At 68.5% G+C, this 21,247-nt stretch carries 17 protein-coding genes; 10 read left to right on the plus strand and 7 right to left on the minus strand.

Annotated elements, in window-relative coordinates; all coding sequences use genetic code 11:
• Nucleotides 1-78: 78 nt before the first annotated feature.
• Nucleotides 79-1,884, plus strand: a complete 1,806-nt coding sequence (locus APS40_RS03400) for a glycosyltransferase family 39 protein (protein ID WP_055045722.1) — start codon at nucleotides 79-81, stop codon at nucleotides 1,882-1,884.
• Here the strand turns inward: APS40_RS03400 and APS40_RS03405 are convergent.
• Complete coding sequence (locus APS40_RS03405) at nucleotides 1,860-3,017, minus strand: UDP-galactopyranose/dTDP-fucopyranose mutase family protein (protein WP_055045723.1); 1,158 nt, start codon at nucleotides 3,015-3,017, stop codon at nucleotides 1,860-1,862. The genes APS40_RS03400 and APS40_RS03405 overlap by 25 nt on opposite strands.
• A gap of 181 nt (nucleotides 3,018-3,198) precedes the next feature.
• On the opposite strand from APS40_RS03405, the gene APS40_RS03410 reads away from it, so the two are divergent.
• The 7 genes from APS40_RS03410 to APS40_RS03440 all read left to right on the plus strand — a co-directional run bounded on the left by APS40_RS03410 (nucleotide 3,199) and on the right by APS40_RS03440 (nucleotide 11,381).
• The gene (locus APS40_RS03410; protein ID WP_055045724.1) at nucleotides 3,199-3,930 is read left to right on the plus strand and encodes a glycosyltransferase family 2 protein; all 732 of its coding nucleotides are present in this window, start codon (nucleotides 3,199-3,201) and stop codon (nucleotides 3,928-3,930) included.
• The gene (locus APS40_RS03415; RefSeq protein WP_055045725.1) at nucleotides 3,923-5,992 is read left to right on the plus strand and encodes a DUF2298 domain-containing protein; all 2,070 of its coding nucleotides are present in this window, start codon (nucleotides 3,923-3,925) and stop codon (nucleotides 5,990-5,992) included. The genes APS40_RS03410 and APS40_RS03415 overlap by 8 nt, the downstream gene beginning before the upstream one ends.
• 98 nt (nucleotides 5,993-6,090) lie before the next feature.
• Entirely contained in the window at nucleotides 6,091-7,065 is a 975-nt protein-coding gene (locus APS40_RS03420) for an autotransporter outer membrane beta-barrel domain-containing protein (protein WP_055045726.1), read from the plus strand.
• 47 nt (nucleotides 7,066-7,112) lie between these two features.
• Nucleotides 7,113-8,009, plus strand: coding sequence for a lysylphosphatidylglycerol synthase transmembrane domain-containing protein (locus APS40_RS03425; RefSeq protein ID WP_197279426.1), 897 nt, complete (start codon nucleotides 7,113-7,115; stop codon nucleotides 8,007-8,009).
• Nucleotides 8,006-8,575, plus strand: coding sequence for a hypothetical protein (locus APS40_RS03430; protein ID WP_197279427.1), 570 nt, complete (start codon nucleotides 8,006-8,008; stop codon nucleotides 8,573-8,575). The genes APS40_RS03425 and APS40_RS03430 overlap by 4 nt, the downstream gene beginning before the upstream one ends.
• On the plus strand, nucleotides 8,572-9,696 hold the full coding sequence (locus APS40_RS03435; RefSeq protein WP_055045729.1) for a hypothetical protein: 1,125 nt from the start codon (nucleotides 8,572-8,574) through the stop codon (nucleotides 9,694-9,696). Before APS40_RS03430 ends, APS40_RS03435 begins: the two co-directional genes overlap by 4 nt.
• A complete protein-coding gene (locus tag APS40_RS03440) occupies nucleotides 9,696-11,381 on the plus strand; it encodes a glycosyltransferase family 39 protein (protein ID WP_055045730.1) in 1,686 nt (561 codons plus the stop codon). The genes APS40_RS03435 and APS40_RS03440 overlap by 1 nt, the downstream gene beginning before the upstream one ends.
• Here APS40_RS03440 and APS40_RS03445 read toward each other — a convergent pair.
• Nucleotides 11,365-12,276: a UbiA prenyltransferase family protein gene (locus APS40_RS03445; RefSeq protein WP_055045731.1), complete on the minus strand. Its 912-nt coding sequence runs from the start codon at nucleotides 12,274-12,276 to the stop codon at nucleotides 11,365-11,367. The genes APS40_RS03440 and APS40_RS03445 overlap by 17 nt on opposite strands.
• Before the next feature lie 154 nt (nucleotides 12,277-12,430).
• Between APS40_RS03445 and APS40_RS03450 the strand changes: the two genes are divergently transcribed.
• Entirely contained in the window at nucleotides 12,431-14,869 is a 2,439-nt protein-coding gene (locus tag APS40_RS03450) for a membrane-bound PQQ-dependent dehydrogenase, glucose/quinate/shikimate family (protein WP_055045732.1), read from the plus strand.
• Nucleotides 14,870-15,157: 288 nt separating this feature from the next.
• On the opposite strand, the gene APS40_RS03455 is transcribed toward APS40_RS03450, so the two are convergent.
• Genes APS40_RS03455 through coxB form a run of 5 tightly spaced genes read right to left on the minus strand, consistent with a single transcriptional unit; the run spans nucleotide 15,158 to nucleotide 20,613 of the window.
• Nucleotides 15,158-16,171, minus strand: a complete 1,014-nt coding sequence (locus tag APS40_RS03455; RefSeq protein WP_055045733.1) for a c-type cytochrome — start codon at nucleotides 16,169-16,171, stop codon at nucleotides 15,158-15,160.
• Complete coding sequence (locus tag APS40_RS03460) at nucleotides 16,168-16,737, minus strand: cytochrome c oxidase assembly protein (protein ID WP_236884190.1); 570 nt, start codon at nucleotides 16,735-16,737, stop codon at nucleotides 16,168-16,170. Before APS40_RS03460 ends, APS40_RS03455 begins: the two co-directional genes overlap by 4 nt.
• A 32-nt stretch (nucleotides 16,738-16,769) precedes the next feature.
• On the minus strand, nucleotides 16,770-17,150 hold the full coding sequence (locus tag APS40_RS03465) for a hypothetical protein (protein WP_156342818.1): 381 nt from the start codon (nucleotides 17,148-17,150) through the stop codon (nucleotides 16,770-16,772).
• 20 nt (nucleotides 17,151-17,170) lie between these two features.
• Entirely contained in the window at nucleotides 17,171-19,666 is a 2,496-nt protein-coding gene (gene ctaD / locus APS40_RS03470; protein ID WP_055045736.1) for a cytochrome c oxidase subunit I, read from the minus strand.
• The gene (gene coxB, locus APS40_RS03475) at nucleotides 19,663-20,613 is read right to left on the minus strand and encodes a cytochrome c oxidase subunit II (RefSeq protein ID WP_082434166.1); all 951 of its coding nucleotides are present in this window, start codon (nucleotides 20,611-20,613) and stop codon (nucleotides 19,663-19,665) included. The genes ctaD and coxB overlap by 4 nt, the downstream gene beginning before the upstream one ends.
• A 110-nt stretch (nucleotides 20,614-20,723) precedes the next feature.
• On the opposite strand from coxB, the gene APS40_RS03480 reads away from it, so the two are divergent.
• Nucleotides 20,724-21,221 carry a cytochrome b gene (locus APS40_RS03480; RefSeq protein ID WP_055045737.1) on the plus strand — a complete coding sequence of 166 codons (498 nt, stop codon included), beginning with the start codon at nucleotides 20,724-20,726 and terminating at the stop codon, nucleotides 21,219-21,221.
• The last annotated feature ends 26 nt before the right edge of the window (nucleotides 21,222-21,247 follow it).

Raw genomic sequence — 21,247 nt, forward strand, 5'->3', positions numbered from 1 at the left:
GCAGCGAAGACAACCCGGCTGGACAAATTCCTCGCGGGCCTGTCTGCTCGGCGCCAATCCCGGCCGGCTCATCCCGCATTGTCCTCGCAATCCGCCCGCACCGCAGAGCCCATCGTCGCGCCGCGCCGGCAGCCGCGCCGGCTGCTCGTGGCGCTCGCCTGCCTGCTGATCGTGATGCTGGGCGCCTCGATGCGGCTGTCGGGCAGCGACTGGGATCGAGGCTCGAACCTGCATCCCGACGAGCGTCACCTGATGTTCGTGATCACCGACACCATGCGCGACTGGCAGGCCCTCCCGCCCGACGGCATGTCGCCCTACAGCCTGTGGTTCGCCACCGGCAAGTCGCCGCTCGATCCGCGCCGCAACGGCCAGATCTATGTTTACGGCGAGTTTCCGCATCTCGTGACGGCCCTCGTTGCGCGCCTCACCGGCACCGACGGCTGGCCGCCCATCCTCAGGCTGGGGCGGACGCTTGGGGCGATCGTCGATGCCTACACCATCCTCGCGGTCTTCCTGCTCTCGATGCAGGTGCTGCGCAGCGGCGGCGCGGCGCTTGCCGCCGCCGCGTTCTACGCCTTCTGTCCGCTGGCGCTGCAGCTGTCCAATTTCTTTGCCGTCGACATCTGGCTCACCGGCGCCGCCGCCTGGTGCACGCTCGCCGCCACCATCGGGCTTGGCGCCCGGACGCGGCGCGCCGCGCTCGCCTGGTTCGTGCTCGCCGGCGCGCTTGCCGGCCTGGCGCTCGCCTGCAAGCTCCCCGGCGTGCTGCTGGGTGGCGTGGTGGGTGGCGCCGCGCTGCTGCGCTTCTGGCGGGATGGCCGCGAGCGCAGCATGAAATGGCTGGTGCTGTGCGCGGTGTCCTCGCTGGCCGCGGCCATGCTGGCGCTGCGGCTTGCCGCGCCGTTCACCTTCCTGGGCCCCGGGTTTTTCGGCTTCGACATCACGCCGGCGGTGATCGCCGGCTATGTGGAGATGTCGCGCCTGGTGCTCGATTTCGGCTTTCCGCCGAACTGGCAGTGGATGACCGGTTACGGCCCGCTCAATGCGCTCGTGGACATGGCCGTATGGGGCCTGGGGCCCATCATCGGCTTGGCGCTGGTCCTGGGCGCCTTCGTCGTGGCCCGCCGCCGCGCGCTTTGGGCCGCGGCGGCGCCCCTGCTCGTGCTGATCGTCCCCTTCTCGGCCTACTGGCTGGCGGGCGCCGCGCCGGCGCTTCGCTATGCGGCGCCCATCCTGCCGGCGCTTTGCGTGCTGGCGGCCGGCGGCGCACTTGTCACGCCCCGCGGCGTGTCGCTGCTGGCGGGGATCGGCGCCTTCGTCTGGGGCACCGGCATGGTCGGCCTGCATGGCGGGCTCCATAGCCGCATCGCCGCCTCAGAGTGGATGTGGCAGAATCTGCCGGCGGGCACCGTGGTCGCCAACGAGTCGTCCTGGGATGACGGCCTGCCGAGCGCCGTCCGCGTCAATGCCCGCGGCGACCTGCTGTACGGCGATGTCGGTGGTCACTTCACCTCGGTGGCGCTCGCCATCGACCTGCCGGACAACGCCGAAAAAGCCCACACCATCGCCACGCGACTGGCCGGGGCTGACGTGCTTGCCATCTCGAGCGAACGGATGCGCAAGCCAATCCTGGCGCTGGGCAGCCGCTTCCCCATGACCACCCGATATTACCGCATGCTCGAGAGCGGCGAGCTCTGCTTTGCGCTCATCTACCAGAACAAGCCCGGCTACACCGTGCTCGGCCAGCGCTTCGACGACAGCTGGGCCCAGGAGCCGTGGAGCATCTACGACCACCCGCAGGTCGAGATTTACCGCAAGCTCGATTGCTACGACGCCGGCAAGGTCGAGGAGGCGCTGCTTCAGGCCTTGCCCAAGGGATCGTGAACGAACGCCGGCGGCGCCGCATGGGCGCCGAAGGCCGCGATGGCGACCCGGGCGGTCTCCAGCGCCCTGCCGATCGCGGCGTCCATGTCGATATAGGCATAGCAGCCGAGCCGGCCGAGGAAGGTGATGCCATGCTCGGCGTTGGCAAGGCCGACATAATCGCGCAACAGCCGCTCGTCGCCGGCGAGACGCAGCGGGTAATAGGGCGATTTTCCCGGCTCGGTGGCCTCCGAGAACTCGCGCCAGACGATGCTGGTATCGCTGAGCGGTTTCCGCCACGGCGACAGATGGCGGTGCTCGGTCATGCGCGTCCACGGCACGTCGGGATCGGGGAAGTTCATCACCGGGCAGCCCAGGGCGTCGCCCTCGAGCCGGAGTTCCTCGAAGCGCAGGCTGCGATAACCCAGGCGGCCGAGGCGATAACCGAAATAGCGATCGAGCGGCCCCGAATAGAATGTGTGGTCGAACCGCTCCTCCACCGCTTCGGCCGCGGTGCCAAGACGCAGCTCGATCCGCGGATGCTCGAGCATCCGCTGCGTCAGCGCGGTGTAGCCATCGCGCGGCATCGCCTGGCGCTGATGGTGGAAATAGTTGATGTCATAGGAGAAGCGCAGGGGCAGCCGGCGAAGGATGGCGGCCGGCAGGTTGCGATCGTCGGTGCCCCACTGCTTGGAGGTATAGTGCCGGAAGAACGCCTCGTAGAGCGCCTCGCCGACGAGGCTCAGCCCCTGCTCGCGGAAATTGGCGGGCACCGCGATCGGCTCCGCCTGCGCGGCGACGAAGGCGCGCGCCTCGGCCGGCGTCATCGCGGTGCCGAAGAACTGGTTGATGGTGAGGAGGTTGACCGGCAGGCTGAACACCTTGCCCCTGACCGTCGAATAGACCGAGTGACGATAAGGGACCCACTCGCCGAACCGCCCCACGAACGCCCAGACCGCATCGTTGTCGGTGTGGAAGATGTGCGGGCCATAGCGGTGCACCATGATGCCGGTGCTCTCGTCGAGCGAGGTGTGGCAGTTGCCCGCCACGTGGTCGCGCTCGTCGATGACGAGGCAGGCGAAGCCGGCCTCCGCCAGCTCGCGGGCCACGACTGCGCCACTGAGGCCGGCGCCGACAACGAGAATTCTGCCCACTGGAACGCCCCGGCCCGTAACCTTGTTGTCGCCCGTCGAAACCGCGTGCTAGCAATTGCATGACTCTGGCGGGTTCGCCAAGCCGAGCACGTGGCCGCCCGGCGCCCCCTGTCGAGATGACCCGGTCGCGCGAGCTCAGGCGCAACGGGCGGGCGTTCGGATTGTGGCTGACGATAGGTTCATGGCGCATCTTTCGGTTATCATCCCCGCATATAATGAGGCAGAGAACATCATCGGTGCGCTGGAGGACGTGTTTCGCGACGTCGCTCCGGTGGTGCCGGACCTCGAAGTGATCGTCGTCAACGACGGCAGCCGCGATGACACCGCCACCCTCGCCGGCAAATTTGCGGCCGCCGAACCGCGCGTCAGGGTGGTGACCCAGCCCAACCAGGGGCACGGCCCGGCGCTGAGCAACGGCCTCGGCATGGCGACCGGGGAATGGGTGCTGCTGCTCGACAGCGACCGGCAGGCATCGCTCGAGGATTTCGCCGCCCATTGGGCCCTCACCCGCCAGTACGATGTGATCCTGGGCCTGCGCCGCCCGCGCTCCGACCCGTTCTATCGGCAGATCATCTCGTTCTTCATGCGAGTGCTGCTGCTGGCGGCGCTGGGGCAGAACGTCAAGGATGGCGGCGCGCCCTACAAGCTGCTGCGCCGCGCGGTATGGAACGAGGCGCGATCGGCCATGCGGCCCAACTGCTGGATCCCCTCGGTCCTGCTTGCGGCGGCCGCGCTCGAGCGCGATGGCCTGAAGGTGATCCAGTTGCCGATCCGCCACCGGGCCCGCGACCACGGCCCCTCGACGCTGAACCTCAAGCGGCTGGGAGCCTTCTGCCGCGAAGGCGTCTCGGACATCCTCTTTTATCGGGCCCATTCGAGAAAACCGGCCCCCGCCCCGGTCGCCAATGATTGACGGCGCAAGCCTCGCCTCCCTGCTGTCGGTCTGGCTGGCTGTGGCGGTTTGCGGGGTGCTCGCCTGGCCGCTGTCCGCCTGGCTGTTCCCCACCGATCCCGACCGCGGCTATCTCGCGGCCAAGCCGCTGGCCTGGATCGCCGGCTCCTATGCCGCCTGGCTTGCGGCGGTGTTCGGCGTCGGCTTTGCCCAATATGGCTGGCTCGTCGGGCTCGCCGGCATCGCCGCGCTGAGCGCCGCGGCGCTCCCCGCGGTGCGCCGGCTCGGCTTTCCCGGTTTCCGCCGGGTGCTCACCCTCGAGACCGGGTTTCTGCTGCTGCTCCTCATCGGGGCCTTGATCAAGGCCCGGGTGCCCGACATTCACGGGCTCGAGAAGTTCATGGATTTCGGCTTCGTCAACGCCGCGCTGCGCACCGAGGCGATGCCGCCGCTCGATCCGTGGTGGGGTGACGAGCCCATCAACTACTACTATTTCGGCCATGTCGCGGCGGCCTGGCTGATCGGCCTCGCCCGGGTGCCCGCCGACCACGGCTTCAACCTGATGATCGGCCTGATCTTCGCCTTTACCGGGGCCCTCGCCTACCGGCTGGTGTCGGGGACGCTCGCGGCGGGCGGGACCGGTCGCCGCCTCGCTGCCGTCAGCGGCGGGCTCGCGGCGGTGCTGGTGACGCTGGGGGGCAATTTCCACAGTGTGCTCTACGGCCCGTTCCGGGCCTTCAGCCCCACCACCTATACCCGCGGCTATTACTATCCGGATTCGACGCGCTTCGTCGGCTTCGATCCCCCGACGATGGATCACGGGTTCACCGAAATGCCGGCCTATGGCTTCGCCGTCGGCGACCTGCACGCCCATGTCCTGAACCTGCCCGTGGCGCTGCTCATCGCCCTGCTGCTCGTCCGCATCCTGCAGCGCGAGTGGTCGGCGGGCGCAGTCGGCGGCGTCCGCCTGGTCGAAGTCGGGGCGCTCGGGCTGCTGTTTGCCGTCACCGCCATGAGCAACAGCTGGGACGCCATCTCCTACGGGGTGCTGATGCTGCTGGTCGGCCTGCTGCTGCTGTTCCGCTGGGGCTTCACTGCGCCGCTGCGCTCCCTCCGCCTGGTCGGCGCCGCGCTGCTGGTGCTGGCGCTCAGCGGCGCCGCGGCGGCGCCGTTCCTGCTGCAGTTCAAGCCGATATCGTCCGCACTGGTCCTCTCCGACGGGCAGACGCCGCTGTGGCAGCTCGCGGTGCTCTATGCACACCTCATCGGCCCGGGCCTGGTGCTGCTGCTCGTCACCCCGTTCTGGCGCCGGCGAGATGGCCGCTGGGTGGTGGCGGCCACGCTGGCGGTGCTCGCCATCATCCTGATCGCGCTGCCCGAGATCGCCTACGTCAAGGACATCTACGGCTACGACCACCGGCGCGCCAACACCATGTTCAAGTTCACCTTCGAGGCACAGCCGATGGCCTTCCTCGCCGGCGCGCTGCTGGTAGGCCTGCTGTTCGGCAGCCGGCGCCGGTGGGCGCCGGTGCTGGGCACGGTGCTCGCCGTGCCGCTGGTCGCGACCCTGGCGTTTGCCGGCGAGATCTATGGCGACACGCTCCGCAACCTCGACCGCACGACGTTTACGCTCGATGGCCTGCGCTTCATCGACCGCGATCACGGCGATGACCGCCCGCTGCTCGACTGGCTGAAGGGGCGCCCCCTCGGCTCGCGGCTGTTGCTCGTCGAGGCTCCGGGCGACAGCTACACCGATACCGGCCGCTTCGCCGCCCTGTCGGGCGTGCCGGCTTTGCTTGGGTGGCGGGGGCATGAATGGCTGTGGCGCGGCGACAACACAACGCCATACAAACGCTACGATGAAATCGCCGCATTCTACCAGGACACGGACTTCGCCAAGGCGTGCCAGTTCGTCCTCGCACACGGCGTAACCCACATTGCCATCGGCACAATCGAGCGCGAAGTGTTTCCTGAGCTCGCCGAAACTACTCTCGAACGACTGGGCCAGACGGTGGTAGAGAGTGGATCTTCGCGGCTCATTGCAGTTGATCGCGCCAGGTGTGAGGCGCCGGGCGCTTCCTGAAGCCGAAAAACTGCGCTATTCTTGGCCGTTGCAGAATCTCGCCTGTTCTCCGGCTTGGGGGCCGCAGCTTGTTCATTATGCCAATCAGGCTCTCCGCGATGCAGCGCATGCTATGCGTGGTGCTGGCTGCACTGGTGTTCGCCCTTGCCGGCGCGGCGCCGGCGGCAGCGCGAAACGTGCCCGGTTCGGCCGCCGTGGCGCAGGCCGAGGTCGACCAGGCGGTCGGATCGTCCATCCTCGACTCCCTGCTGACCGCGACGCCGATGTGCGAGAACTATCTCGACCGGCCTGCCGACGACCGGCGGCGGGAACCCTGCACCTCGGGCTTCGCCATCGGCGGCGGCGTGCTGGCGCTGCAGGATGCGCCGGACGGCTACAAGTTCGACTACTCGGCGGCCTATTCGACGATGGTGATGACGCAGCGGCTGACCAATGGCGTGAGCGTCTTCGGCGGGCTGATCGGCGAGGCCGGCTCGGGCGTGCTCGACTACAATGACGGCACGCTCGACCACTATGGCTTCGGCGCCGCCGCCGGCGCCTCGTTCGAGCTCGGCAGCGATGCCAAATTCGCCATCGTCGGCTCGGCCGAATGGCTGCACTATTCCACCACGCGATCCGACGGCCTCTACGAGGGCGAGTACGATGCGGCCCGCTACATGGCCGATGCGCGGCTCAGCGGCATCCTCGAAGGCGACTGGTTCTTCATCGAATATGGCGGCGACCTGCGGCTGATCCACCAGGAGAATGCCGCCTATACCGAGTTCTCGATGGGCTCGCCGTTCGCCGACGTCGCTGCCACGAGCTTCACCTCGCTGACCGCCATCGGCAACCTCAAGCTCGGCGTCCCGATGGGCGCGCTCACCCCATATCTCGAGGCCACCGGCTATCTGGGGCTCTATCGCGATGGCGACATCGATACCGTCGGCATCGATGACCAGCTGACGGGCCGGCTCGGAGTGGGCCTCAATGCCGAGCTCGAAGGTGGCGTGCTGTCGCTGCGGACCGGCGCCTATTTCGACGGCGACGGCTACAAGGGCGCCGATGCCGGCGTCAACTACTCAGCGCGCTTCTAGCCGTGAGCTCCATCTCATCCATCGGCGACGAGGAAATCCGGGGGCAGTTGCCCCCGCGTTTTCGTGTCACCGCCGGATTGCTGCTGCGCATCGCCGTTTCGACCGGCCTGCTTGCGGCGGCGTTCTGGCTGACCTCGGACAAGCTCGACTGGAGCCAGCTGGCCCGGCTCGACCTTCCCACCATCGCCATCTCGGCCGCATTGTCGCTGGCGATCGTCTGGTTGCTGGCCTGGCGCTGGCTCAAGGTCACGCGGCTGGTGATCCCTGAAGCTACCGCCCTTCCCCGCTTCGGCACCTTCGTGGCGCAGACCTGGCTGGGGCTGGCCGCCAACCAGGTGCTGCCCTCGATCGTGGCGGGCGACGCGCTGCGCATCGGCCTGCTGGCGCGACAGAACCTGCCGCTTGGGTCGGCCACGGGCTCGGTCCTGCTCGACCGGGTGTTCGGGCTGGTCGGGCTTGCCGTGCTGACGGTCGCCAGTGCCTTCCTCCTGGCGCCGGACTTCGCCATCCCGTCACTGGCGGTGGCGGCGATCGTGCTCGGCGGCACGACTCTGCTCGCCGTGCTGTGGCGCCTGTTCGGCTCCCGGTTTCGCGCCATCCTGCCACTCCATCACGTCACCCCGGCGACCGGCGCCGCCCTCGTGGCCATGGCGATGGCCGCGCACCTTGCCAATATCGCGGTGTTCCTCGTCGTGGCGCATGCGCTGGGCGCGGACCTGCCGCTGCTGCCCACCATCGCCGTGATGTGCGCCGTGCTGCTGGTTGGTGTGCTGCCCATCTCCGTCGCCGGCTGGGGCGTCAGGGAGCTGGCGCTCGTCCAGGCGCTGGGGCATATCGGTGTGGCGCCCGACACCATCATTCTGGCATCGGTAACTTATGGCCTTGTCCTGTTCATGATGCAGGCTCCGGGTTTCCTGCTGCTTGCGAGGAGAGATCGTCCGTGACGACCAGATTCCGCCCTCTGCATGTGCTCGTCATTGCCACGGCGCTCGCCGGCGGCATCGGTGTCCTGCCGGTCCTTGGTCAGGCGACGGACACGCCCACGGCCACGCCGACGGATACTCCGACCAACACGCCGACGGACACGCCGACCCCGACGCCGGAACCGCCGACCAATACCCCGACCGATACGCCGACGGCGACCCCAACCAACACTCCGACCAATACGCCGACCGACACCCCGACCGGCACACCCACCAATACCCCGACCGACACGCCGACGGGGACGCCCACCAACACCCCGACCAACACGCCAACCGATACCCCGACTGGAACACCCACCAATACTCCAACCGACACGCCGACGGGGACACCCACCAACACGCCGACCGATACCCCGACAGGCACGCCGACCAACACGCCGACCTCGACCCTGACGTCGACGCCGGTGAACGTTGCCAACGTGCCGGGCGGGGTCTCGCAGTTCAGCGTGCCGGCGCTGCTCCTCGTAGTGATCGGCGCCTTCGTGGCGCTGTTGCTGTGGGCGCGGCAGGCGGACCGTAGGGAATGATCGAACGGCGCGCTGCGCCCGACCGAGTGCCGATCCCTCGTCTGGTCTACCTCTGGGCAACCGCCGCCATCGTCCTGCTCGCAGGCTTTCTGCTGCTCGAGGCGCCTCCGGTTACTGCGGCGTTCGGTGCGGTGGCCGAACTCCTCGCGCTTTGCGCCGCCGCGATCCTCAGGGCGGTCGGCTACCCGATCGTGCTCAGCGGCATCGAGCTGCGCGACAGCGTGTCCGGCCACGCCATCGCGGTCACCCAGGCCTGCGACGGCAGTTCGCTGGTGATCGCCGCCATCGCAGTGAGCCTGTGGCTGTGGAAGGGCGGCCGGCACGACCTGCTGCTGCTGGCGGCGACCGCGCTGATTGCCATATTCTCCTTCAACCTGCTGCGTGTGGTCCTGCTGTTCGTGTCGATCGGCGCGCCCGGGCTGATGGACCTGCAGCACCTCTATGTCGCCCCGCTGCTCAGTGCAGTACTGGTGGCCGGTCTCGTCCTCGTCGGTCTTGGCCTGCCGCTGCGCGATGCGGTGCGCTCGCCGATCCTGTGGCTGGCGGTCGCGGCGGTCGCGGCGATCGCCTGGTACCCGGTGGCGGAGATGCTCACTTGCGCCACGGTGGTGCCGATCGCCAATACCCTGCTTTGGATTGCCCCCGGTGAGCTCGAACAGGCAATCGTCTGCGGCGCCGGCAACGCCACGGTTTCGACCGCCGCGGTCGTCGGCTACGAGCCGCTGCGGGTGCTCGATGCGGGGTTCTATCCCAGCGACTTCACCCTGGCGCTGCCGCTGGTCGTCGCCTCGCTGGCGGTGGTCGGCAAACCCGGGCCGGTCATCCGCGGAGCGCTGCTTGCCGTTGCCCTGATGGCGGTGGCGATGGCGCTGGGCGCCATGACGGCAAGCCAGGACGCCGCCATCGGCGCGTCGGTCACGACGCTGATGGGGCGGGGCTTTTCCGCCCCCTTCGCGCCGATGGGCGAGATGCTGCTGGCGCTGCTGAAGGCCGCGCAGAACGCGCTGGTGCATTTCAACCTGTTCGTCCTGCCGCTGGCGCTGCTCTACCGGAAGCCGGCGCCGCTGCCGACCCGCGCCCAACCCCCTGTCCGATCCCCCAACCGAGGAAGACGCCGCTGATGTTCGAGACGGCGCGCCGCGAGGCAGACGCGCGCGAATGGCTCTGGTTCGTGCTGGCGCTCGGCATGGCGCTGCGCCTGCTCGGGCTCGATTGGGACCACGGCCTGCTCTTCAACCCCGACGAGGGCAATATCGGCCGCGCCGCCGCCGCGCTGCGCTTTCCCGATCAGCTGGTTTCGGGCTTCAGCGCCTATAATGGCCTCGCGCTCTATCTGCCGCGGCTGCTGGCCGAGCTGCTTGCCCTGTTCGGCTTCGGGGCGCCCACCAATCCCGCCAGCATCGTGTTTGCCGGTCGCATCCTCTCGGCGCTGTCCGCCTGCCTGTCGCTGGCGCTCCTCGGCGCCATCGCCCGCCGGCTTTGGTCGTTCGAGGTCACTCTGTTCGTGCTGGTGGTCGCCGGTTTTACCCCGGCGCTCATCCAGACCGCCCATTTCGCCACTACCGAAGCGGCGCTGATCCTCTGCCTGGTGCTGCTGCTGTGGCTGACGCTTGAGCATATGACCGGTCGCTTGTCGCTAATTGCCTATGGCGCGCTGGTCGGGGTGACGCTCGGCGTCGGCTTCGGTTTCAAGACGACGGCGCTGATCTTCGCCGTCGTGCCGCTGGTGGCCGTGACCCAGACCACGCTGCTCAAGGGACGTTGGCTGCCGGCGCTCGGCGCGGGCGGGCTCGCGATCGTCATCATTGCCCTGCTGGGGCTGGCATCGACGCCGCAGATCTGGGCCACCCCGGCCGCCTATTTCGACACCATGCGCTTCGAAGGCGGTGTGGTGGCGGGTACCGAAGATGTGTTCTGGACCTACCAGTTCGCCGGCCGCGTGCCCGGACTGTTCGAGCTGGCACAGCTGCCCTGGACCATGGGCCCGGCATTGGCGGCTCTGTCGCTCGTCGGCTTCGCCGGGCTTTGTGTCGCCATCGTGCGGAGGCGCGAGACGGCGCTGTTGCTGGCCCCCGCCGCGCTGTTCTCGCTGATCTACGCAGCGGTGATCGTCAGCTGGTACGCCAGGTTCGTCCGCTATGAAACGCCGCTGCTGCCCACCATGGTGCTGTTCGCGGCCTATGCGGTGTCCTCGCTTCCCTTTGCGCTGCTGCGGCGCGGCATCATGGTGCTGACGGCACTCGTCACCGTCGCCGTGGGCGCCCTGCAACTGCTGGTCTACCTCAATCCGGACCCGCGCATCGCCGCCTGGGACTGGCTGTCGCCGCACCTGACCGACGGCCAGCATATCGTCGTCGAGCCCGTGGATGTCGGCTCGGCCTATTGGTATGGGCCGAAGCGAACTCCGTTGCAGGTGGTGCCGCTGATCGAGCCATCCGGCGCCGCCAAGCTGACGCGGATCGCCGACACTCTCGCCACCGGCGACTGGATGATCGTGGCGAGCCGCCGCCACCATGCAGTGCTGCCCAGGCTGCAGCAGCGCTTCCCCGAGATGTGCGGTTACTATGACGCGCTGTGGTCGGGCCGTCTGGGCTACGAGGTGGTGGCCCGCTTCACGCGGCGTCCCCCGCTGCCGCAGATCCTGTCGCCCGAAATCTGGGCCGAGGAGACGTTCACCGTCTTCGACTCCCCCGAAGTCTACGTGCTGCGCAACGCCCGCCACCTGCCGGTCGCGGAGTTGCTCGGAGAAGTAAGCGCCGTCTCGCCGGCCTGCGACGGCGACGAGGTGCCTAAACCGCCAAGATGATGCTCGCGACCACCGCGATGGCGAGCCCGAGGCTGATGGGATCGGACGTCGCGACCACCACCGGATCGCCATGCAGCCTGCCGGCCGCCGCGCGCCGCAGCATGTGGGCCAGCCAGACCGCGAGCAAGGCCGTCGACAGCCACAGCCAGTCGGGTTGCCGGTAGACGTAGATGTCTCCGGCCCTGAGCGAGATGTAAGCCGCGAGCACGGCAATCGCCACCGTGCCGCAAAGGATGGCGCCGCGCATCAGCGCGGCCGCATCGCCCGGCCCGTAGGCCCGCCCCGGCACCGCCTCGCCATGCGCCCGATCGCTGGTGACGACCTCATCCAGCCGCTTGGCCAGCGCCAGCGACAGGAACAGGCAGCAGCCAAAGGCGAACAGCCAGCCCGACACGACGATGTCGGAGGCAACGCCGCCGATCTGCAGGCGGAGCGCAAACAGCAGGGCCAGCCCACACACGTCGATGACCGGCAGGCGCTTCAGCCACCGGCTATAGGCCGCGGTCAGCGCCAGGTAGGCGGCGACGAACGCTGCGGCAGCCGGCGAGATCAGGTAGGCGAGCGCCAGCGAGCCGGCAGCCAGCGCCGATGCAACCGCCAGCGCCTGGCGCGGATCGATCAGGCCGAGCGTGATCGGCCGCGTCCGCTTGCTGGCGTGAGCGCGATCCGAAGCGAGGTCGCGCACGTCGTTGACCAGGTAGCCGGCCGACGCCGCGAGACAGCAGACGACGAATGCGGCCGCAAGGCTCATGAGCAGCGACGGGGTGGGGGCGGCGTGGCCGAACACCATGGGGGCGGCAACCAGCAGGTTCTTGACCCAGTGGGCAGGCCGCAGGGCCGTCAGCCAGTGACGGAACAGCTCAGTTGCTGAACGCAGTTCGAGACCGTCGCTCACCCGATTTGCCCCCAATCCCCGTCAACCGTACCGCCGATCGGACGGACCTCGCAACTGCGAACCCGGCGCCCCCCGCTCTGCCTGAGTGCGCGCTCGGAACGATGCCCTCTCCCCTGCGTTCGCATTTCGAGCATCACCGGCACGGGAGGGGAAGATGGCTGCGCGCAATGACCGAGGCATCGGGTTCTGGCTGATCATGGCGCTGGCAGCGCTGCTCACGGTCGCGGCACTGGCACTGATCGGCGGCGGCGCCTACCTGATCGTGCTCGGGGGCTCGTGGTATTATGCGCTCGCCGGCCTCGCCCTGCTCGCTACCGGCTTTTTTCTGTTCCGGCGCTCGCGCCTCGCGGTCTGGATCTATGCCGCGCTGTTTGCGGTAACCGTCGCCTGGGCGCTGTGGGAATCCGGATTGAACGGCTGGGCCCAGATCCCGCGCATCTTCACTCCGTTCGTCGTGCTGCTCCTGGTGCTCGCCTGCCTGCCAGGCCTGCGCTCCGGTCCGCGGCTCGACCGCCGCATGGCGGCAGCGAGCCTGGCCGGGCTGGTCGGCATTGCCGGCATGGCACTGGCCTTCAGCGGCGCCGACCGAACTCTGCACGCCCAGGAGGCGCCTGGAGCGACGCCCGCCGACGCGCCATCCGGCATCGTCCCGGCGGTGCCGGCGGCACCCACCGCGTCCTATCCGATGCCCGAAGTGGGGGCGGACTGGCCGGCCTATGGCGGCAGCAATTTCGCCACCCGCTATTCGCCGCTCGACCAGGTGACGCCTCAGAACGTCACCCAACTCGAAAAGGTCTGGGAGTTCCGCACCGGCGACCTGCCGGAAAAGGGCGAGAAGTTCGGCAACCAGAACACCCCGATCAAGGTGGGCGACCGGCTGCTGCTCTGCTCGGCGCTCAACAAGGTCTCGGCGCTCGATGCCGCGAGCGGCAAGGAATTCTGGACCTATGACCCAAATGTGTCGACCGACGCCATCGGCTACAATGCCACCTGCCGGGGCCTCGCCTATTATGAAAATCCGGCGGCGGCCGCGACCGAGCTTTGCGCCGCCCGGGTGGTGATGAACACCCTCGATGCGCGGCTGATCGCGCTCGACGTGGAAACCGGGCAGCTCTGCGCCGATTTCGGCAATGGCGGCATCGTCAACCTGCTCGAGGGCATCGGCGACACCGCGCCGGGATTCTACTCGCCCACTTCGCCTCCCACGATCGTACGCAACGTCGTCGTCACCGCCAGCCAGGTGAGCGACGGGCAGACCCGCAAGGCGCCGTCCGGGGTGGTGCGCGGCTGGGACGTGCTGACCGGCGAGCTGCTCTGGGCCTGGGACATGGGGCGCCCCGGCGAGACCGGGCCGTTGCCGGAAGGCGAGATCTACACCCCGGGGACGCCGAATGTCTGGACCATTGCCTCGGGCGACAATGAACTCGGCCTCGTCTACATGCCGACCGGCAATTCGGCTGTGGACTATTGGGGTGGCGACCGCAGCGCCGAGGAGAACCAGTTCTCCACTTCGCTCGTCGCCCTCGACGTGACCGATGGCTCGGTGCGCTGGTCCTACCAGACGGTGCATTACGACGTCTGGGATTACGACCTCGGCTCGCAGGGCACGCTGCTCGATTACCCGACCCCAGACGGCCCGGTCCCTGCCCTGCTGCTGCCCACCAAGCAGGCCGAATTCTACGTCTTCAACCGCGCCACCGGCGAACTTCTGGTCACTGTCGAGGAGCGCCCTGCCCCCACCGGCGGGGTGGAACCCGAGCGGCTGTCGCCGACCCAGCCCTTCGTCACCGACTTCCCCAACCTGCTCAAGCCCGACCTCACCGAAAGCAACATGTGGGGCATCACCCCGCTCGATCAGCTGTTCTGCCGCATCCAGTTCCACGAGGCGAGCTATGCCGGGCGCTACACCCCGCCCACCGCCGACCGCTCCTGGATCCAGTATCCCGGCTATAATGGCGGGGTGGATTGGGGCGGCGTCGCGGTCGATACCCGGCGCAACATCCTCGTCACCAACTATAACGACACGCCCAACTACAACCGCCTGGTGCCGCGCGAGGAGGTCGACCGGCTCGGCATCGTGCCGCGCGGCGCACCGGGCTATGCCAACAACCCGCAGGGCACCGGCATCAGCCCGCAGGCCGAGACGCCCTATGGCATCCACGTCAATGCCGGCTGGCGCGTGCCGCTCACCGGCATGCTGTGCAAGGAGCCGCCCTATGGCGGCATCGCGGCCATCGACCTCAATACCCGCCGGGTGCTGTGGGACCGCCCCTTCGGCACCGCCCGCAACAATGGCCCGTTCGGCATTCCCTCCCTGCTGCCCTTCGATATCGGCACGCCCAACAATGGTGGCTCGGTGGTGACTGCCGGCGGGCTGATCTTCATCGCCGCGGCCACCGACGGGCTGATCCGCGCCATCGACATCGAGACCGGCGAGACCATCTGGAGCGACACGCTCCCCGCCGGCGGACAGGCGGGACCGATGGTCTACGAAGCCGGGGGCCGGCAGTTCCTCGTCATCAATGCCGGCGGCCACAACTTCATGCAGACCCCGATCGGCGACTACTTCATCGCCTACGCACTGCCCGGCTAGCCGAGCGTTCGCCCTGCTCGGCTTGGCGATCGTGGCTTACCCCTCATCCGGCGCTACGCGCCACCTCCGGGCGAGGGCTACGGCCTCGTACCGCGACCCCGACGGGGAGAAGAATTCGGAGAGCGCGGCGATCACCTCTTTTCCACTCCCCGTCGGGGAGAGGGTGGCTCGGCCCAGGGCCGAGACGGGTGAGGAGTGGCGGGCACAGCGCGTCCGACAGCGGGCTCACGCACGCCGCCAGGCGTCCTCGCTTTCACCGGGGCTGACGCCGGGGCCTGGGCCCCTTTCCTACCGGCCGTAATGCGCCGCCAGCGCCTCGATCTCTTCGGCAGTCAGCGGCGCCTTCTCGGCTTGCGGCAGCACCCGCAGAGCCTTGGCCATCAGCTCGGCATGCGCTCCACCGCGCTCTGCCCCGAGCCGGTTGAACAGCTCGAGCTGGCGCTTCAGGTACTCCTCCCGCTGGCCGAGGAGCCGCGGAAATTCCGGCCGGGCGCCGGCGTGGCAGGAGTTGCAGGCAGCGATGTCGCGCTCAGGGATGCCGCGCCTCGCGATCTCTGCCCCCGCTGTTGCCGGATCGCCGGGGGCGACCGGCGCGGCGGTGCCGTACCGCTCCGCCAGCTCGGCGATCTCCGCGTCGCTGAGCCGGCTGGCGACGGCCATCATCGTGCCGCTGGCGCGCGTGCCGTCGCGATAGGCCCGCAGCGCGGCCTCCAGATATTGCGGGGACTGGATATCGAGCCGCGGCGCCGCCGGGCTGCCTTCGCCCCGCTCGCCATGGCAGCTGGCGCAGCCGCGCCGCTCCAGTCCCGCGAGCTCGCGATAGCGTGTCGCCGGCATCTGCGCCATCTCGCCGAGAAAGGCCACCATGTCCCACACCTCGTCGTCGCGCAGTTGCGTTGGCCAGGCCGGCATGGCGCTGCGCTTGATGCCGTGCTTGACGGTCCAGAACACCCGCGCCTCGGGATGCCAGCTGGCCATCTGCTGCATCAGCCGCGGCGGTGCCGGCACCAGATCGTCGGCGAATTGCTCGGGCGGTCCGTCCGGGCTGCCGTGGCAGGCTGCGCAGACCATCTCGTAATGGCCGGCCGCCCGCTGCAGGGCGGCCGGGTCGTCACGCTCCGGCGCCGTCAGCCCGGCCGAGCGCAGCGTGATCGACTGCTGCGCCGCGGTGCCGAAATACCAGTCGGTCACCCCCCACTGGCCGCGGCTCGCATCGTGGTCGAGCACCCCGCTCAGCGGCACGATGGCCGCCGCGAGGATGCCGCCGATGGCGCCGATCAGGTAGGGCCGGTAGCGTTTCATGCCGGGGCGCGCCTCAGCACCCGCGCCATCAGCATTAGCCCGCCAGCCAGATAGACTGCTCCGCCGATCGCCAGCATCACCACCCCGCCCAGTTGCTGGTCGGCGAGCGGCGACAGGCCGAGCCAGCCTTCGGCGTGGTGCCCGGCGTAGAGCGGGCGCGGCGCGAGGCTCAGCAGCGCGCCGAGCAGCGTCATGTGCATCGAGGTGAAGAACAGCGCCATGGCGCCGCCCAGTGCGGCATTGCCCCGGTCGCGCCCGCCCAGCGCCACCAGCCAGACCAGCAGCGAGACGCCGAAGAAGCTGAGCTGCTCCACGGCCAGCCAGAGCGGCGCACTGCGCGACGCATGGTGCAGCGTCGGCGCGTGCCAGCCCCAGACCACTATGAAATCGACGATGCTGACGACGATCGGCAGGGCGAGCGCCGAGCTGATGGCGAGCCTGGGCGCCAGCCATGCGGCGAGGAGCGGCACCGCTATGCCGACGACCAGCATGTGCAGCCACATATGGGCGGCAAAACTCTGCGGCACCAGGGCCGGCAAAGGCCCGGCCCAGGCGAAGACGAGCACTGAAAGTCCTGCTATTCCGAGCAACGCTGGCCTCATCGGCAGCTCGTCAGATAGAGCATCGGGATGGCGACATAGAGCACCGCCACCGCCGACAGCACGCACAGCATCAGCGCCACGTGGCTGAGGAAGCGGTGGCGCTCCTCGGGCGTATTGTGCTCGAACTCGAAATCATTGTCGGTGAGGCTGCGGCCGCGCACCCGCCACAGCTGCAGCGTCGAGAGGCTGATCAGAACGAGCGCCACCACGGTCGCCCCGACGATGACGAGGGTCGGCCCGTCCAGCGCCGCATCGCGGCCGGCCTTGGCGCAATAGATCGCGCCGTAGACGTAGCAGAACAGGAAATGCAGGGCCCAGACGATCGGCGCAGCAATCACCCGCCACAGGTCGGTGCCCGTGCCGGTCTCACGCCACACCTCGTTTTCCACCTTGCCTGTCATGTGAGCAGCGGGAAGCCTCCGATGACCATTGCGGTGAGCAACGCCGCGAAGCCGCTAAAGTGCCAGTAGAGGGTGACGTTCCACAGCTCCGCATCGTGCTGCGGCGTCATCTTGGCGCAGAGTGAGCGGGCGAGGCAGTAGCCCTGCATCAGCATGCCGGCCCCGAGGTGCAGCACCACCCACAGCACCAGCGCCCAGACGATTGCCGGATAGGCGTGCCGGGTCGGGTCGAGCCCGGTGCTGAGCGGCCCGGCGACCAGCGCGCCGGCCGCCGCGGCCGCGGCCGTGAACCCGAGGACCAGCGCCAGGCGGGCGAGCGGCACGCGTCCGGCGGAGTTGAGCAGCCGCGCGGCGAGCGTGCAGCCCCAGGCGAGGATGGCTGCGACCGCAGCGATTGCCGGCCACATCCAGCCCGGCCCGTCGATGCCGTCGGGAGGAAACTGCGGGTGGACCGTCCAGAAGAAGAAGTAGCCGAAGATCAGCGACAGGAATGCCGTGAGGTCGCCGGTCATGGTGATGAACATCGCCCACCAGCCGGTGGAGCGGACCCCCGAGACGTAGAGCGGCAGGGTCAGCCCGCCGCCCGCGTCCTTGCTCGGCTTTTCCGGGATCACGGCGGTGCCGGTCCACAGCCAGCGCAACAGCGCGACGATGAACACGAGGCCGCCTGCCGCAGTCGGCAGCCACAGCTTGTAGGTGGAAAAGATGAACACTGCGCCGAGCCCGAACGCGGCGATCATCGGCAGCCAGGTGGGCGTCCCGACGCGCAGGATCTGCACCGGCCGCGCATCGAGCACCGAAGTCACCAGCGTCTCGCGCTTGCCCTCCCGCGCGTCGGCGAGGAGCCCCCTGCCCTCGTCGAGGTCGGTGATGAACGCCTCGTCGTCCCAGAGCGGATAGCGGCTGTTGACCGTGGGGATCGAGCGCAACGCGTAGCTCGGCTGCGGCACCGGCATCGCCCATTCGAGCGTGCCGGCATTCCAGCTGTTGCGCGGCGCATGGGGCTGCCGGCGCTTCGGCCGCAGGCAATCATAGGCGAACACCAGAAAGCCGGCGGCAAAGACGAAGGCGCCGATGGTCGACACGAGGTTCAGCCAGTCCCAGCCCATCTCGCGCTGATAGGTGAAGACCCGCCGCGGCATGCCGAGCAGTCCGGTGAGGTGCATGGGGAGGAAGGCGGTGTTGAAGCCGAGGAACATCAGCCAGAACGACCAGACGCCCAGCCGGTGCGACAGCGTCTTGCCGATCGCGAACGGATAATAGTAGCGCACGCCCGCCAGCACCGGGAACAGCATGCCGCCGATCAGCGTGTAGTGCAGGTGCGCCACGATGAAGTAGGTGTCGTGCGCCTGGAAATCGAACGGCGCCACCGCCACCATCACCCCGGTGAGGCCGCCCACGATGAAGGTGGCGAGCGCCCCCACGCAATAGAGCATCGGCACCGAGCGGATGACCCGGCCGAGCATCACCGTGGCGATGAAGGCAAACAGCTGGATGCCGGTGGGGATCGCCACCGACTCCGAGGCCGCCGAAAAGAACCCCAGCGAGATCGAGGGCAACCCGGTGGTGAACATGTGGTGGACCCACAGCCCGAAGCTGAGGAAGCCGGTACCGAGCGCCGCGAGCACGATCCACGAATAGCCGGCGATCGGCCGCTGCGCGAAGGTCGGCACGATCATGGCGAGCAGCGCAATGGCCGGCAGGAAGATGATGTAGACCTCCGGATGCCCGAAGATCCAGAACAGGTGCTGCCACAGGATCGGGTCGCCGCCTCGCGTCACGTCGAAGAACGGCCAGTCAAGCAGCCGCTCGAGTTCGAACAGCAGGTCGCCGGCGATCAGCGGCGGGAAGGCGAACAGGATCATCGCGCCCACGATCAGCACATACCAGCCATAGAGCGGCGTCAGGTTGATGTGCATGCCAGGGGCCCGGCATTTCAGCACCCCGACGATGAGCTCCACCGCAGCGGCGATCGAAGCCACCTCGATGAAGCTCAATCCCAGTAGCCAGATGTCGGCGCCGATCCCCGATTGCTCGGTCGAGAGCGGCGGATACATGAACCAGCCCGCATCCGGCGCCTGGCCGAAGAAGATCGAGGAGGAGACGAATACCCCGCCGATCAGGAAGCACCAGAAGCCGAACGCCGAGAGGCGCGGGAACGGCAGGTCGCGGGCGCCCAGCATGGCCGGCAGGATCAGGATCGCTACCGCCTCGAAGATCGGCACGGCGAAGAGGAACATCATCACCGTGCCATGCAGGGTGAACATCTGGTTGTAAGTCTCTGCCGAGACAAGAGTATTCTCGGGAACCGCCAGCTGCAGCCGGATGATCAGCGCCAGCGCCCCGGCGAACAGCATGAAGGCGAAGGCCGTCCCGATGTACCAGAGCCCGACTGTCGAGTTGTTGACGTCGGAGAAATAGCGCCAGCCCTTCGGGCGGGCCCAGGTGCGCTCCAGCTGCGCGAGCTCTGCGGCCTTGTCCTCGGGCGTCATTTGAGCTCCAGCAGGTAATCGGCGATTTCGGCGAGATCGGCATCGGGCAGGAAGGCATAGCCCGGCATGCCGACGCCCGGCTTGCTGTGCGCGGGGTCACGGAGCCAGGCGAGGAGGTTGTCGCGGCTGTTCGCCAGCCGGTCCGCGCCGATGCTGCGGCGGCTGCCGAAATGGGTGAGGTCGGGCCCGACTGAGCCCGCCTCGGTAACGCCGCGCACCGTGTGGCAGGCTCCGCACCCGGCCGCGACGAACGCCGCGTTGCCGGCGCGGGCGGGCTGCCGCTGCGCCGAGAGCCAGGCGGCGAAGGCTTCGGCCTCCTCGACCACCACCGCAAAGGCCATGAAGCTGTGCGACGGCCCGCAGAACTCGGCGCAGACCCCGCGATAGGTCCCTGTCTTGGTGGGGGTCAGCCGCAGCACGTTGCGCCGCCCCGGGATGGCATCCATCTTGCCGCCCAGCGCCGGGATCCAGAACGAGTGGATCACGTCGGTGCTGCTCAGGACGAACTCGACGGTGGCGTCCTTGGGCAGGTGCAGCTGATTGGCGGTTTCGAGGCTTGTGCCGTCCGGCAGCTGGTAGCTCAGCCGCCACCAATATTGCTCGGCCTTGACCTCGACCCTCAGGTCGGGCGGCTCATCGGAACGCCAGTTCGGCAGCAGCGACAGGCCATAGACCAGGAGGATGGCAAGCCCGACCGTCGGAAACGCCACCCCACCCACGAGGACGAAATAGTCGGCGAACCGCTCGCTGCTGGGCCGGCGTCGTCCCAGCACCGCATAGACCACCACCCCCATGATGATCGCCCACACCACCACGGCGCCGGCGAACATGAACCAGGTCAACCCGCTCAGTGCTTCGGCGTCGCGCCCCGCAGGGTGAAGCGCGCTCTGCTCGAAACTGCAGGCGCCCAGCGGCAGGCAGGCGCCGGCAAGTGCGACAATGCTCAAGGTTCGCGGGAAGTGATGACGCGCCAAGCTGCCCCCGAAGGTTACGACAGGGTTGGAACGTCAAACGGCGCGATGAGTTGCTGTTTGCGGACGCCATATCGGGAGATGAGATGACGAGACGCGCCGCCCCGCCGGGCTACTCCACCCTGCAGATCGCCCTGCACTGGATCATCGCCGCGCTGGTGATCCTGCAGCTGACGGTGAACGAGGACATGCAGGACGCCTTCAAGGACCGGGCCGATGGCCGGCCGGTCGACGGTGAAGCCGGGGCGCTGCTGCACATCGTCGTCGGGCTCACTATCCTCGGCCTCGCCGTCATACGGCTCGCCATCCGCCTGTGGCGCGGCGCGCCCGAGGCGCATGCCACCAACCCCCGGCTGGTCAACTTCGCCGGCCAGGCCGCCCATCTGCTGCTCTACGGGTTCCTGCTCGCCATGCCGCTTACCGGCGCCATCGCCTGGTTCACCGGTTTCGAGCTCAGCGCCGAACTGCACGAGCTGGGCCGGCTGGTGCTGATTCCGCTCATCGCGCTCCACGCGCTGGGCGCGCTGCTCGAGCATTTCGTGCTGAAGACCGATGCGCTGACCCGGATGCTGAAACCGCGCTAGCACCAGGCGGCTGGCGCGCGATGGGT

The sequence above is a fragment of the Devosia sp. A16 genome, from assembly GCF_001402915.1.
Classification (GTDB): domain Bacteria; phylum Pseudomonadota; class Alphaproteobacteria; order Rhizobiales; family Devosiaceae; genus Devosia_A.